The sequence below is a fragment of the Desulfoscipio gibsoniae DSM 7213 genome, assembly GCF_000233715.2.
Lineage (GTDB): Bacteria > Bacillota > Desulfotomaculia > Desulfotomaculales > Desulfallaceae > Sporotomaculum > Sporotomaculum gibsoniae.
Window position 1 is genome coordinate 1,895,270 of the sequence record NC_021184.1, and the last position, 14,503, is coordinate 1,909,772.

Consider the following 14,503-nt stretch of genomic DNA (forward strand, 5'->3'; position numbering starts at 1 on the left):
TCTTTTTTTATTTTGCACTTTTGCACAACAGATTAATTTAACTTAGCCAGCTGATTAAAACATGGAATATTTAATAGAGAAATAAATATAAATTGGTACGGGAGGTGAAAATATGGAAATAGGTATGGTGCTCTTTGTTTTAATTATAGTGCTGTTAATCGTTGTATCTGTGCGCGAGCGTATTAAATGGCAGTCCATGCGGGATAAAAACTGGGAGGTTATAGGTGATGCCAAATCATCTCCTTTATCTCAGGCCATAACCGGCATGGTGGGCACGGCCGGCGGAATATACCTTTCTTTAATATTAATGCAAACTTTTTTGGAGCTTCAGGTACCAAGGTATGTCCATGTTAGCGGAATCTCCCTGGAGCCGCTGGCTACATTTTCAATAGCTCTGGCCATTATACAACCCTTTGCTATGCGTTTATTGGTAAGAAGAAGATTTTGATCTTATTGGAGGAGGCTATAAAAAATGAGACTGGGCGAGCTGGCGGGAAAGGAAATAATCAATATAAACGATGGCGCCCGGTTGGGGGTAATTGGAGAAACCGATTTAGCCATCGATGATGAAACGGGACAAATAAAATCCATTATATTGCCCCGCAAGGGTAATATGTTAGGTTTATTTGCCGAGAAACAAGAATTAATTGTACCCTGGGAATCGATAAAAAAGATCGGTTTTGAGGTGATTATAGTGGAACTGGATCAAGCTATACCCAGGTACGGCAAATATTTAGTGTAGAAATCCGTCATCAGCACGGATTTTTTTACTGGCACATAATTATTTATATAATGTGCCATGCAATGGGTCATAATAATGCAAAAACGGGGAGGCAATTTATGGCCCGGCCGCAAAGAGTTGATATACTTCAAAAGATAGGCCGTAAACGAGGCTCAGTTGTACTGTCGTATTTTACGGGGGATAGAGAAAATGTAAGCACCAGGATTGCCCCTGATGTGGTAAGGGTAATTTACAGGCATCTGGAGATTATCGGTAACCATCCGCGGGTGGATCTGATTCTTTATACCAGAGGCGGAGATGTGCTGACACCGTGGCGTCTGGTTAATCTGATTCGCGAGTACACAGATCATTTTTCCGTTTTGGTACCGTTTAGGGCATACAGTGCCGGGACGCTCTTATGCCTGGGGGCTGATGAAATTGTCATGGGAAAAATGGGAGAGTTGGGTCCCATTGACCCCAGCGTTGTCAATGCCTTTAATCCCCAGGACCCGTCCAACCCTTCGGCCAGATTACCAGTAAGCATTGAAGATGTATATTCGTATATGACACTGATTGCAGAAAAAATGGGTATTTACGATGAAAGTGTTATGGCCAGGGCTTTTTTGCTGCTGGCGGAAAAGATTCATCCCCTGGCCCTGGGTAATGTGCACAGAAATTGGATGCTGATTCGCTCCCTGGCCAATAAAATGTTGGGTCTGCGAAGGGAAAGGCTTACAGGTGAACAGGTGCAAAATATTGTTGATTATCTTACCGAAAAATTATACGCGCATAATCATATGATCGCCCGGCGGGAAGCCAAAGAAGAAATAGGTTTGCCGGTTACTTTTGCGGACAATGAATTAAACAATTTAATGTGGTCTTTATATGAGCATGTTGCAGCTGAACTTAAACTGACCGAACCCTTTAACCCCACTGAAATAATGAGAGGTAATCGTACGGAATTTGAGGTGGCCAGTGGTATGGTTGAATCCGAGTGCGGCAGCGATTATTTTGTTTTCTCAGGTGTAGTGGAACACAGGGATTATCCAGAAACTGGTCAAATAAACGTAAATATTAATAAGCAGGGCTGGCGGACGTTGTAATGTCTTATTTGATAAATGGCTCAAGTGAACTCTAATCAAATGTAATTATTTTTGACGTATCGCTATACATATGGCTTTAGGAAAGGTATATATTTTTTCTTGCAGGGGGTGTGATAATTGGAACATAAAGATCAACGTTCCCCGGGTTGGAAAATTAATTACCAAACAGCGAGCCGTAAATACTATGTGGTTACGGAATGCTCAGGGGTACCGGCAGCGGATTTTTATTACCAGTCTAGAAAAATTTCCACCGGGCTAATTATGCCCAGGGACGGGGATAGCTCAGCTGACATAAAATAAATATGTGCGGGAGGGAACTAGACACCAATAAGTGTCCAAACATGGCCAGTAATGGTTTTTTACTTGACATACTTGTCGAGATATTAGAGAATTATTTTTACAAGTTAAATTGTATATTTAAATTTGGCATGGAAAGGGGGTAGCCGGTAATTAATTACAAGGTGCGTTTTACAATTAACTACCGGTAAACGATTTTGATTAAAGTTGCTATTAGCGGTGTGGCCGGGCGGATGGGACTAGAAGTATTAAAAACTGTGCTGGCGGCTGAAGATACCGATTTATGCGCAGCCATTGATATCTATAACGAGGGATTGGATGCCGGTTCACTATTGGGTGGGGAACCACTGGGTGTTAAAATAACCTCCAACCTGGCTGAGGCCCTGGCCACCTCCGGAGCGGAGGTAATGGTGGACTTTACCGGACCAAGTTCAGTGACAGCAAATGTAGTGGCAGCCCTAAATGCTGGTGTGCGTCCTGTTGTGGGTACCACGGGTATGTCCCCGGAGGATTTTGATAAAGTTTCAAAACTGGCTGAAAAGATGCGTTTAGGATGCATAATAGCCCCAAATTTTGCTATTGGGGCATTATTAATGATTAAATTTGCTGCAGAAGCCGCAAAATATTTTCCCAATGTTGAAATAATTGAGAAACACCATGACCAAAAGATCGATGCTCCATCTGGCACAGCTATAAAAACCGCAGAAAAGATTCTGGAGCAGCGGGGTGATTTCCAGCAGGGTTTGGAACTGGAGGAAGAGAAAATAACTGGAGCAAGAGGCGGTAAAATGCCCGGTGGTTTGCGCATTCACAGTGTCAGGCTGCCCGGCTATGTAGCCCATCAAGAGGTAATTTTCGGTGGTGTTGGTCAGACGCTGACCATAAAACATGATTCCATTGCCAGGGAATCCTTTATGCCCGGTGTGTTAACAGCCATTCGGGCGGTGTTACGCCTGGAAGGAGTGGTTTATGGCTTAGAAAACCTTTTGTTTGAATAAGCTTGTTTAAACAATTTAATATATGCACCTCTAAAACCGGCGATTCATATATTGGTGTAAGTACAAGAAGGTTGGAGGAGGGTTTGCCGGCCATGCAAAATTTGACAGGCCTTGCGGTGGCTGTAATGGGCGGGGACGCCAGAGAAGTAACCCTGGTAGAATCTCTTACAGGCGCTGGGGCAACCGTTAAAACTTTAGGGTTACCGGTCAAGGGGCCAAACATTGTCCCTTGTTCGGAACCGGAGGAGTGCCTGGCCGGGGTGCAGGCTTTAATATTACCGGTACCAGGAGTTAATGAACAAATGGAGCTGTTTTCGGCTTACCTTAAGCCACGGCCGATAATTACCGGAGAACTTTTGTCACTATTACCTGCCGGGACACCTGTTCTAGTGGGAGTGGCCAGAAAACCGCTGTGTGAGCTACTGGAAAAAAATGCCCTGAAACCTATAGAGCTTATGAAACTTGATGAAGTGGCTATTTTAAACTCGATTCCTTCTGCTGAAGGGGCCGTGCAAATGGCCATGGAGAGGCTGCCCATCACCATTCATGGCTCAAGTGCAATGGTACTGGGGTTTGGACGGACTGGTCAAACGATGGCTCAGTTGTTGATGGCTATGCATGCTCATACCACGGTGGTGGCTCGGAACCCCGCGCAGTTGGCCAGGGCGACAGCTATGGGACTAAAAGCACTTCATTTTAATGAATTAGTAGACTATTTACGAGATGTGGATGTAATATTTAACACTATACCTGCACCGGTTATTAACGGAGAAATACTGCAAAGGTTACCCTCGGCAACCCTGATTATCGACCTTGCTTCTGCTCCCGGGGGCACTGATTTTGTAAAGGCCGGGGAGTTGGGGATTGAGGCTGTTTTAGCGCCCGGTTTACCCGGCAAGGTGGCACCTAAAACAGCCGGTATGATTCTGGCCCGGGTGGTACCCGGTATTTTGTTGCAGAAGATAGGACATTAGTTTTCCGGTTTTGCCCAGGAGGTGCATGTGTTTATGAGATTAAAGGGTATTAAAGTGGGGTTTGCTTTAACAGGCTCTCATTGTACCCTGGACGAAGTGCTGGTGGAAATGAAAAGGGTTGCTGATGAGGGTGCTATATTGTATCCTATTATTAGTGCTTCTGTCGATGAATCTGATACCAGGTTTGGCGCATCTGCCAGCTGGAAAGAGCGCATTATGGAAATTACCGATCAAAAAATAATTAACAGTATTGTTGGTGCAGAGCCGATTGGTCCTGAAAAATTACTGGATGTATTGCTGGTGGCACCGTGCACCGGGAATACTCTGGCCAAACTGGCCAACGCTATTACCGACGGCCCGGTGCTGATGGCCATTAAAGCTCATTTGCGCAACCAGCGCCCGGTGGTATTAGCTGTTTCTACCAATGATGGTCTAAGTTTAAACGCTAAAAATATTGGTTTGCTTTTAAATGCTAAAAATATATACATGGTTCCGTTTGGACAGGATAGTCCCGCCGGCAAACCAAATTCGTTAAAGGCCAAGATGGATAAGATGGTGGATACCATTGAACACGCTTTGCAAGGGAAGCAAATTCAACCTGTTTTAGTTGCCTACGATTAAACTTTATGCGCCGGTGGAAGATAAAGAATGGAGGGATAAACTTTGGCTGGTTATAACGTAATTGTTGTAGGAGCATCCGGAGCAGTAGGACAGGAAATATTACAAGTTTTGGAAGAAAGAAATTTCCCGGTGGGTGAATTGAAACTTTGCGCCACCGCCCGTTCCGCCGGCAAAGAAATGCTATTTAAAGGTAAAACTTATATCGTTGAGGAGACTACACCGGAATCCTTTGATGGTATGGAAATTGCTCTTTTTGCCGGTGGTGCAGCCAGTACCGAGTTTGGCCCGCTGGCAGCTGAAAAGGGCGTTGTGGTTATTGATAACAGTAGTCATTTTCGCCTGGACCCACAGGTGCCGCTGGTGGTTCCCGAGGTTAACCCCGAGGATGTCAAAGCTCATAAGGGCATTATAGCCAACCCTAACTGCTCTACTATTATCATGGTGGTGCCCCTGAAAGCGATATATGATGCCGCCGGCATCAAGCGGGTGGTGGTATCAACCTATCAGGCAGTGAGCGGTGCTGGGGCTGAAGGGATTGCAGAATTAACTGAGCACACCCGGGCTGCCCTGGATGGCGGTGAGGTTGTCCCATCCAAGTTCCAATATCAAATAGCCTTTAATTTAATACCGCATATTGATGTATTCCAGGAGATGGATTACACTAAAGAAGAATGGAAAATGGTCAAAGAAACACGTAAAATTTTACATGATGATAATATGGCCATAACCGCTACAACTGTGCGGGTTCCGGTTTACCGCAGCCACTCGGAATCCATCAATATAGAAACAGTTCGCAAAGTTACTGCAAATGAGGCCAAAAAAATTTTGGAGGATTTCCCCGGGGTGATTGTACAGGATAGCCCGGCTGACAAAGTGTACCCCATGCCCCTTTATACATCCGGAAATGATGAGGTTTTTGTCGGTCGTATCCGTGAAGACAATTCACTTGATAAAGGGCTTAATATGTGGGTGGTTGCTGATCAATTACGCAAGGGTGCAGCAACTAATGCGGTACAAATAGCAGAGTTGGTGATTAAGTACGGATGCCTTTTAAAAAAATAATACAATTGCCTTGAAGAGAGGTAGTGGTTAATGAGGTTCTTGGTACTTAAGTTCGGGGGTACCTCTCTGGTTTCCCCTGAGCTCAGGGAAAGGGTGGCGGGCAAGATTATAGCCGCTAAAGATGAGGGTTATGCACCTGTGGTGGTGGTTTCGGCCATTGGCCGGCAGGGGGACCCATATGCCACTGATACCTTGATCAACCTAGTTAAACAATCTAACCGGAAGATACCGGGACGTGAGAAGGATTTGCTGATGTCCTGTGGTGAAATAATATCCGGTGTGATTATGGCGGCAAATCTGCAAAATATTGGCTGCCCGGCTGTCTTTTTAACTGGTGCACAGGCAGGCATAATCACTGACAATAGATATTCCGAAGCGCGTATTTTAAAGGTTCACCCGAACAACATTACTAAATATGCTCAAGAAGGGTATGTGGTGGTGGTGGCCGGTTTCCAGGGAGTGTCTGAGGACGGTGAAATAACCACTCTGGGCCGCGGGGGTAGTGATACTACCGCTGCGGCACTGGGTGTGGCCCTTAACGCTGAGTATGTAGATATCTACACCGATGTGGAAGGTATTATGACTGCTGATCCGCGCATTGTAACTGAGGCCAAGGCACTACAAGCCATTACCTACGATGAAATATGTCACCTGGCCCATGAGGGGGCCAAGGTGGTACACCCCCGAGCTGTGGAGATTGCCATGCAAAAGGGTGTTCCGCTGCGTGTTCGGTCAACTTTCTCCGATGCGCCCGGAACCCTTGTAACCAGCTCGGGTGAAGTATATAAGGGCACTATTGATATCACCAGGGATCGCATTATTACCGGAATTACCTATATATCCGGTATAGCCCAGATTAAAGTTAATACCAGTTCCGGTATTGAGGGTTCTAGGCAGCAACGTCGCATGTTTAGAGCGCTGGCGCTGGCCGGGGTTAGTATTGATTTTATTAATATTTTACCGGAAGTGGTTTTGTTTACAGTGCGTGATGATCTGGCTGAAAAAGCGATCAAAGTGCTGGAAAATGCCGGTTATGTAGCAGAGGTGATTAACGGGTGCGCAAAAGTATCTGCGGTGGGTGCGGGAATGTCCGGAGTACCCGGTGTAATAGCGGATATAGTAGAAGCAATGACCAAGGATGATATTCAGATATTGCAGTGCAACGATTCCCATACCACTGTTTGGGTGTTGGTTAGAAGAGAGGAAATGGAAAATGCCGTCAGAGCCCTGCACAGGCAATTTAAACTGGCCCATTAAGGCGGGGTAGTTAACCTGGAAGGAAGGTGAAAGATTTGGGTATTGATTTCGGGCGAGTATTAACGGCCATGGTAACACCATTTAAGAAGGATCTGACGATTGATTTCGATCAAGTAAAGAAATTGGCCCGTCACCTAGTGCAATCGGGTTCAGACGGTTTGGTCGTTTCCGGTACTACCGGTGAGTCGCCCACCTTAACAAAGGATGAAAAGGTAGAGCTTTTTCGCGTGGTTGTGGAAGAGGTTGGCGGTGATGCCGTGGTAATTGCCGGCACAGGCAGTAATGACACCTCGGCCAGTGTGGAATTGACCCAGACGGCGGAGAAGGTGGGCGTTGACGGCGTAATGCTTGTGGGGCCTTACTACAATAAGCCATCCCAGGAGGGACTGTACCAGCATTTTAAAACCATCGCCCAGAGTACTAATTTGCCGGTTATACTTTACAATGTACCCGGACGCACAGCGGTAAATATTTTACCGCAAACCGTTGTCCGGTTATCAGTCGTTGATAATATCGTGGCCATAAAGGAAGCGTCCGGCAGTCTTGATCAGGTTAGTGAGCTGCGGCGCTCATTGCCGGATCATTTTGCCATCTATAGCGGGGATGATTCCTTGACCTTGCCAATTTTGTCACTGGGCGGTAGGGGAGTTATCAGTGTTGCTTCACACATCATTGGACAGCGTATCCAGGAAATGGTTAATGCCTACACCTCCGGGAATGTAACCATGACTACCAAGATTCACTGCAGCTTATTTCCGGTATTTAAGGGTATGTTTGTAACAAGCAACCCGGTACCTGTTAAAGCGGCATTGAATATGTTGGGCTGGCAGGTAGGCCCACCCAGACTACCGCTGGTGGAGGCCAACCAGGATGAAAAGGAAGCCATCAAGAAAGTGTTATCTGATGCTAAGCTGTTGTAGATAAATAATTGTCATATAGGGAGCCTGCGGGGCTCCCTTTTGTATTGTAATTGTATTATCTGGTAATTAATATTTCCATAGGCCATTGTTATTTCTTGTTCTAAGCCCTAAGATAAAGTATAATGTATTAGCGAGTTCTGAACGGACTTTATAACAAAACAAAATATTTTCCCGCCTTCTCCTAACTCTCACCAAATTTTACATCCTTTTGACAAAAACTTTTACAATATTAGGAGGTGTGGTATGGCGCGTGAACCTAAAGTTTCCTTGATCCCTTTAGGGGGACTGGGTGAGGTCGGCAAGAACATGATGGTGGTGAGATATGGGGAAAATATTTTGGTTATTGATTCCGGCCTGATGTTTCCTGAAGAAGAATTGCTGGGTATTGACATAGTCATTCCGGATATCACCTATCTTTTAGAGAATAAAAACATTGTACGTGGTATTGTGCTTACGCATGGCCATGAGGATCATATCGGGGCTTTGCCATATGTGCTAAAGCAGCTTAATGTTCCGGTGTATGGAACCAGACTAACTTTGGGGATCCTCGGCGGAAAGTTGCGCGAGCAGCATATGCTGGACAATGTTAAGTTAAATTGCGTAAAACCGCGGGATATAGTAACGATTGGACCTTTTAAAGTGGAGTTTATTCGGGTTTCACACAGTATCCCCGACGCAGTGGCACTGGCTATTGAAACACCAGTGGGTGTAATTATACACACCGGTGACTTTAAGATAGATCAAACTCCGGTGGATGGTGAAGTAACTGATTTTTACAGATTTGCCCAGCGAGGGGAAAAAGGTGTACTGGCTCTTTTAAGTGACAGTACCAATGTTGAAAGGTCCGGGTACACCATGTCTGAACGTGTAGTGGGACAAACCTTTGATGATACATTTAGGGAGTCTCAGGAAAGAATTATTGTAGCCACCTTTGCCTCTAATGTGCACAGGTTGCAGCAGGCTATAACAACGGCTAGTCGCTATCATAGGAAAGTGGCGGTGGTGGGGCGCAGCATGGTTAATGTGGTAAATATTGCCTGTGAGTTGGGGTATCTCAATGTGCCTGACGGTCTGCTGGTGGAACTGGATGAGGCATCCAGGCTACCTAGAAATCAGGTTGTGTATCTTACCACCGGCAGTCAAGGAGAGCCGATGAGCGCTCTAACCAGAATGGCCAGCCGTGATCACCGCCAGGTGGAAATAATGACCGGCGATACAATTATTATTTCCGCTACACCTATTCCCGGTAATGAAAAATTGGTGGCCAGGGTGATCGATCAGCTTTTTAAACTGGGCGCCAATGTAATTTATGAGGCGGTTTCAGGTATCCATGTCAGCGGTCACCCCAGCCAGGAGGAATTAAAACTAATGATGAACCTGGTCAAGCCCAAGTTTTTTATGCCGGTACATGGGGAAAACCGCATGTTAATCAAACACGCACGGCTGGCCCGGGATTTAGGTATCCCCGAATCTAATATTTTTGTGGGTGAAAATGGACAGGTGGTGGAGCTTACCAAGCGCAGCGGACGCTTTGCAGGCCGGGTTACCTCGGGACGGGTACTGGTGGATGGCCTGGGCGTGGGTGATGTAGGAAATATAGTATTACGTGACCGCCGCCAGCTATCCCAGGACGGCATTCTAATTGTTGTGGTTACAATCAGCCGGGACTCAGGTTTGATTGTATCAGGGCCGGATATTGTTTCCCGGGGATTTGTTTATGTTCGGGAATCAGAGCAATTAATGGAGCAGGCCAAGGAAAAAGTGAAATCAGCATTGGATAAATGTGCCTCTCGGAAGATATCAGAATGGTCGTCGATTAAATCTCAGGTAAGGGATGATTTAAGTAAATTTTTGTTTGAAAAAACCAGGAGAAGGCCAATGATTCTACCCATCATCATGGAAGTATAAATACTTGCCAAAAATACACAGGTAATAAGCCTGTGTATTTTTTTGCATTATTTATACATACTAAAAGGGAATTTCCAGATTAACAGAAGAACGGAGAGGATACTAATGTCTTACTACCAATCATTCGATGAGGTGCCCGGTATATTCCCCTACCACCCACCGTCTCAGCCCGGCCCCGAAACCGATCCGCACCGACCCGAGAACCCCGGCGACGATCCAGATACCGAAAGAACCAAGGTGGTCGGCAAATCTAAAACTACCATGGAGACGGTTAAAGAAATGGGCGCCACCCAGGTTCCTGAGATAAAGAGCAACATTCATTGTTTAACTATTGTTGGTCAAATAGAAGGTCATTTGGTGCTTCCTCCTCAAAATAAAACTACCAAATATGAACATATGATACCCCAGTTGGTGGCTTTGGAACAAAGCCCGGAGGTGGAAGGGATTGTAGTAGTGTTAAATACCGTGGGCGGTGATGTTGAGGCGGGTTTGGCCATTGCCGAGATGATCTCCAGTTTATCTAAGCCCACTGTATCCGTCGTATTGGGGGGCGGTCACAGTATAGGCGTGCCCATAGCGGTAGCCACAGATTATTCCTTTATTGCTGAAACCGCCAGTATGACTATCCACCCCATACGCTTAAACGGATTAGTTATTGGCGTTCCCCAAACCTATGAGTACCTGGATAAAATGCAGGACAGGGTAGTACGGTTCGTTACAGCGCATTCACACATCACCCAGGATAAATTCAGGGAACTGATGTTCCGCACCGGGGAGTTGGCCCGAGATATCGGTACTGTTTTAATCGGGCATGATGCAGTGCAATGTGGTTTAATTAATGAGGTAGGTGGGGTGAAGCAGGCAATGAATAAGCTGAAAAGTTTAGTTGAGGAGTGGAAGTCTCGAAATGAGGTGCCGTTGCAATGATTCTTTACACGCCCATGCAACTAGAGCTTGTGCTGGCCGGGCTGGAACAAATGACTCATTACCCGGAAAGAAGAACCACTGTCAATGGTGTGCCGGCACTGGTGCGTAATGTGGGAGGCCGGGAAGAGCTGGTGCAGCTTTTGAGCACCGACCCCAAGGACTATTTGCGTACGGATTTATATCCGGGAGCACAGGTCATACCAAGCAGGTAAATACCTGTTAAAAATGCTCCGGGTTTATGTTTCAACAAAAGCTGTGGTGTTTATCTTAGGAATAAATACCATAGCTTTTGTTATGAAACTTGCAGTATAAAAATATTATTTGGCAGCCAGGTTTGTCTCTATGTTATAATGATGCTGTTTATTTGTAAAAGGTGGTGATAAAATGGATTTATTTCAGGCCATAGTACTGGGTATTGTACAGGGATTAGGTGAATTTTTACCTATCTCCAGCTCTGCCCATTTAGTTTTGGTTCCCTGGCTGGCCGGTTGGCCATATGCCGGATTAACTTTTGATGTGGCATTGCACGTGGGCACGCTTTTTGCGGTAATAGCCTTTTTCTGGCGGGACTGGCTGCTTTTAATCGGGGATGGGCTGCGGGTGAAAAAAACCATTGAAGGAAGGTTGTTCTGGTACATAGCATTTGGTACCATACCCGGCGCCCTGGTGGGATATCTACTGGAAGACCAGGCGGAAACAATTTTTCGCAATCCCTTACTAATAGGTATAATGCTGATCATTATGGGTATCATTTTGCATCTTGTGGACACAAGAGCTCTGGCTATAAAAAAGTTGGAGGAAGTTGGCTTAAAAGAAGGTTTAATGATCGGTATATCGCAGGCCCTGGCTATTGTTCCCGGTGTTTCCCGCTCGGGTATTACCATGACCGCCGGCCGTTTAATGGGCTTGACCCGTGAAACATCAGCCCGCTTTTCATTTTTATTATCTACGCCCATTGTTGCCGGTGCGGGTTTAAAAAAGCTGACCGATGTGTCCCCCGGAGATATTAACACAGCTTTCCTGGTTGGGGTGGCGGTATCAGCAGTGGTTGGTTTTTTGTCCATTAAGTTTTTGCTGAATTATCTGGCCAGGCGCAGTTATTCCATTTTTGTCTGGTATCGCTTCCTGTTGGGGGCATTCGTTATTACTGTATATTTAATAAGATAAATAGATTTTATGGCAACAGCTGTCATGTTGCAGTTAATTGTCCAATTAGTTAAAAGACATGTCAAAAGTCCGAGTATAATATTTATGACATAATTAATATGCATTTAAGAGCATCCAATAGCCCTTAAGAAACGTGGGTTTGGGATGCTCTTTTTTATATGCGCAAGGAATATTTTTAATGTTATAGAAGGAATTATATGTAAAATATGGAATAACCTAATTATAAAGTGGAAGGTGGGATGAAAATGTCGGACGAGTTAAAATATGAAATTGCGGGAATTACTTTAATGGCTATGGCCATGCTTGTATTAATCAGTATCATTAATCCCACGGTTGGCTTGATGGGAAGTTTTATCAACGGTTCGTTGATGCGCCTGGCAGGGGAGGGAAGGTTTTTGTTTCCTGCACTGCTGGCGGTGGCCGGATATAAAATGTTACACCGTAAAAAGAAAGCTAAAAATGTTATCAATCTTTATGGTGTGGTAATTATGGCCGTGGTTGTGCTAACTCTGCCGCACTTTTCCATTCCCGAGGAATATATTATGCAAGCCGGATGGCAGGGAGATGGCGGTGGTATTATCGGCGGGATTACCTACTTTATGTTGATTAAGGCGTTCGGGAGACCTGGCGTTTACATTATATTAGCCACTATGTTTATTGTTGCCCTGCTGCTGTTTACTAATCAGTCTCTAACAATGCTATTTAAAAACATAATCCAGAAAGCCTGTCGGGGCTTAAAAAAAACGATACGCATGGTGGATGATTTTCTTTTTGCCAGGGATGAGGAAATTGAAGAAGAGGGGGACGTGTATCCCGTAATTATTGATCAATGCCATACAGATTACTCAGCATCTCATGATGATAGTGATGAAGGCTGCCCGACCGGTACTTTGGACGAAACCAAAACGTATAGTGCAACTACGGGCTCAGAAAAAAAAGGAAAGAAATCCAATATTATTTATTACCGGCCTTTTAAACAGCCCGATGTTGATGAAAAGGCAATTTATAAACAAGTGCAGGGAAAGAAACCAGGGGAAACTATTTTATCACTTGGCCAGGCGGATACCGAAAATTGGGAAATTCCTTCCGGTGCAAAAAATTACTTATTACCACCGTTGTCTCTTTTGGCTAAGCCGCCCCGTGGCAAAACAAGCAAGGATAACCGGGATATAAGTGATAATATAAAAGTGCTTGAGGAAACGCTGGGTAGTTTCGGTATTAAAGCCAGGGTTACCCAGGTATCCAGGGGACCAGCGATAACCAGGTATGAGATACAACCTCCGCCCGGGGTGAAGGTTAGTCGAATAGTCGGGCTATCTGATGATATTGCCTTAAGTATGGCGGCACATGATGTGCGCATAGAGGCACCTGTGCCGGGCAAGGCGGTGGTGGGTATTGAAGTACCGAACAAGGAAATCGCCACAGTTTTTTTGCGTGAGCTGGTGGAATCGGTGGAATATCAAAAATCGCCCTCACATCTTACCATTGCCTTGGGAAAAGATATTGCGGGCCAGCCTATTTTAGATGACCTGGCCCGTATGCCGCACCTGCTTATTGCCGGGGCTACCGGGGCGGGCAAAAGCGTTTGCCTGAATACTCTGATTGCCGGCTTTTTGTTTAAATCTACCCCCGACCAGGTAAAATTAATGATTATTGATCCCAAAATGGTGGAATTGGCTGCGTTTAACGGTATTCCACACCTGGTTTCACCGGTGGTTACTGATCCTAAAAAAGCCGCTACCTCATTGCGCTGGGCGGTTAAGGAAATGGAATATCGTTATGATTTGTTCGCCGGTTGCGGGGTGCGGGATATAGCGCGGTATAATAAATTGATGGCGCAGCAGAATGAAGCTCAGCTGCCACTGCTGGTGATTATTATCGATGAACTGGCGGATTTGATGATGGTGGCCCCTGCGGATGTGGAAGATGCCATATGCCGGCTGGCCCAGATGGCCAGGGCAGCGGGCATTCACCTGGTGGTGGCCACTCAGCGGCCATCGGTGGATATTATTACCGGTCTAATTAAAGCCAATATACCTTCACGTATCAGCTTTGCGGTTTCATCTCAGATAGATTCCAGAACAATTTTGGATATGGGTGGGGCTGAAAAATTGTTGGGGCGGGGTGATATGCTGTTTTGCCCTGTGGGGGCGGGCAAGCCGATCAGGGTACAGGGGGCCTTTGTATCGGACCGTGAGGTAGAATTGCTGGTGCGGCATTGGAGACAGCAATCAGAGCCGGAATATGATGCCAGTATTGCCGATGCGGTGAATAAGCCTGACGAGGCACCGGAAATCCATGATGATATGCTGCCTTTGGCAGTAAAGATTTTTGTTGAAACTGGTCATGCATCCATATCGCTGCTGCAGCGACGCTTGCATATCGGCTATGCCCGGGCTGCCAGGTTAATGGATATAATGGAGAAAAAAGGATATGTTGGCGGTTACGAAGGCAGCAAGCCCCGGGCGGTATTAATCACGGCGGATGAATATAATAGTCATTTTTATGATGTTCCGGGCTCCCAGGCTGGGAATGATAAATGAAAAGA

The 14,503-nt window shown here is 45.7% G+C and carries 15 protein-coding genes; all 15 read left to right on the forward strand.

Annotation, left to right across the window (positions count from 1 at the left end; translation table 11 throughout):
- The first annotated feature begins 112 nt into the window (after nucleotides 1-112).
- The 15 genes from DESGI_RS08830 to DESGI_RS08900 all read left to right on the forward strand — a co-directional run bounded on the left by DESGI_RS08830 (nucleotide 113) and on the right by DESGI_RS08900 (nucleotide 14,498).
- A complete protein-coding gene (locus DESGI_RS08830; protein WP_006522487.1) occupies nucleotides 113-448 on the forward strand; it encodes a hypothetical protein in 336 nt (111 codons plus the stop codon).
- A gap of 24 nt (nucleotides 449-472) precedes the next feature.
- Nucleotides 473-742 carry a YlmC/YmxH family sporulation protein gene (locus tag DESGI_RS08835; protein ID WP_006522488.1) on the forward strand — a complete coding sequence of 90 codons (270 nt, stop codon included), beginning with the start codon at nucleotides 473-475 and terminating at the stop codon, nucleotides 740-742.
- 2 nt (nucleotides 743-744) lie between these two features.
- Nucleotides 745-1,824 (forward strand): SDH family Clp fold serine proteinase, encoded by a 1,080-nt coding sequence (locus DESGI_RS08840; RefSeq protein ID WP_281168124.1) that lies wholly within the window; start codon nucleotides 745-747, stop codon nucleotides 1,822-1,824.
- A 117-nt stretch (nucleotides 1,825-1,941) separates the two neighbouring features.
- Entirely contained in the window at nucleotides 1,942-2,124 is a 183-nt protein-coding gene (locus DESGI_RS08845; RefSeq protein WP_006522490.1) for a hypothetical protein, read from the forward strand.
- A gap of 194 nt (nucleotides 2,125-2,318) precedes the next feature.
- The gene (dapB, locus tag DESGI_RS08850; protein WP_006522491.1) at nucleotides 2,319-3,119 is read left to right on the forward strand and encodes a 4-hydroxy-tetrahydrodipicolinate reductase; all 801 of its coding nucleotides are present in this window, start codon (nucleotides 2,319-2,321) and stop codon (nucleotides 3,117-3,119) included.
- Between the two features lie 92 nt (nucleotides 3,120-3,211).
- A complete protein-coding gene (gene dpsA, locus DESGI_RS08855) occupies nucleotides 3,212-4,093 on the forward strand; it encodes a dipicolinate synthase subunit DpsA (protein ID WP_006522492.1) in 882 nt (293 codons plus the stop codon).
- 33 nt (nucleotides 4,094-4,126) lie between these two features.
- Nucleotides 4,127-4,714 carry a dipicolinate synthase subunit B gene (locus tag DESGI_RS08860; RefSeq protein WP_006522493.1) on the forward strand — a complete coding sequence of 196 codons (588 nt, stop codon included), beginning with the start codon at nucleotides 4,127-4,129 and terminating at the stop codon, nucleotides 4,712-4,714.
- A 42-nt stretch (nucleotides 4,715-4,756) separates the two neighbouring features.
- Nucleotides 4,757-5,776, forward strand: a complete 1,020-nt coding sequence (locus DESGI_RS08865) for an aspartate-semialdehyde dehydrogenase (protein ID WP_006522494.1) — start codon at nucleotides 4,757-4,759, stop codon at nucleotides 5,774-5,776.
- 30 nt (nucleotides 5,777-5,806) lie between these two features.
- A complete protein-coding gene (gene dapG / locus DESGI_RS08870) occupies nucleotides 5,807-7,033 on the forward strand; it encodes an aspartate kinase (protein ID WP_006522495.1) in 1,227 nt (408 codons plus the stop codon).
- Nucleotides 7,034-7,068: 35 nt separating this feature from the next.
- Entirely contained in the window at nucleotides 7,069-7,953 is an 885-nt protein-coding gene (gene dapA / locus DESGI_RS08875) for a 4-hydroxy-tetrahydrodipicolinate synthase (protein WP_006522496.1), read from the forward strand.
- Nucleotides 7,954-8,196: 243 nt separating this feature from the next.
- Nucleotides 8,197-9,861 (forward strand): ribonuclease J, encoded by a 1,665-nt coding sequence (locus DESGI_RS08880; RefSeq protein ID WP_006522497.1) that lies wholly within the window; start codon nucleotides 8,197-8,199, stop codon nucleotides 9,859-9,861.
- Between the two features lie 105 nt (nucleotides 9,862-9,966).
- Nucleotides 9,967-10,788 carry a ClpP family protease gene (locus tag DESGI_RS08885; protein WP_006522498.1) on the forward strand — a complete coding sequence of 274 codons (822 nt, stop codon included), beginning with the start codon at nucleotides 9,967-9,969 and terminating at the stop codon, nucleotides 10,786-10,788.
- A complete protein-coding gene (locus tag DESGI_RS08890) occupies nucleotides 10,785-11,000 on the forward strand; it encodes a YlzJ-like family protein (protein WP_006522499.1) in 216 nt (71 codons plus the stop codon). Before DESGI_RS08885 ends, DESGI_RS08890 begins: the two co-directional genes overlap by 4 nt.
- 172 nt (nucleotides 11,001-11,172) lie before the next feature.
- Nucleotides 11,173-11,955: an undecaprenyl-diphosphatase UppP gene (uppP, locus tag DESGI_RS08895; RefSeq protein WP_006522500.1), complete on the forward strand. Its 783-nt coding sequence runs from the start codon at nucleotides 11,173-11,175 to the stop codon at nucleotides 11,953-11,955.
- 245 nt (nucleotides 11,956-12,200) lie between these two features.
- Nucleotides 12,201-14,498, forward strand: a complete 2,298-nt coding sequence (locus DESGI_RS08900; protein ID WP_006522501.1) for an FtsK/SpoIIIE family DNA translocase — start codon at nucleotides 12,201-12,203, stop codon at nucleotides 14,496-14,498.
- Nucleotides 14,499-14,503 lie beyond the last annotated feature (5 nt).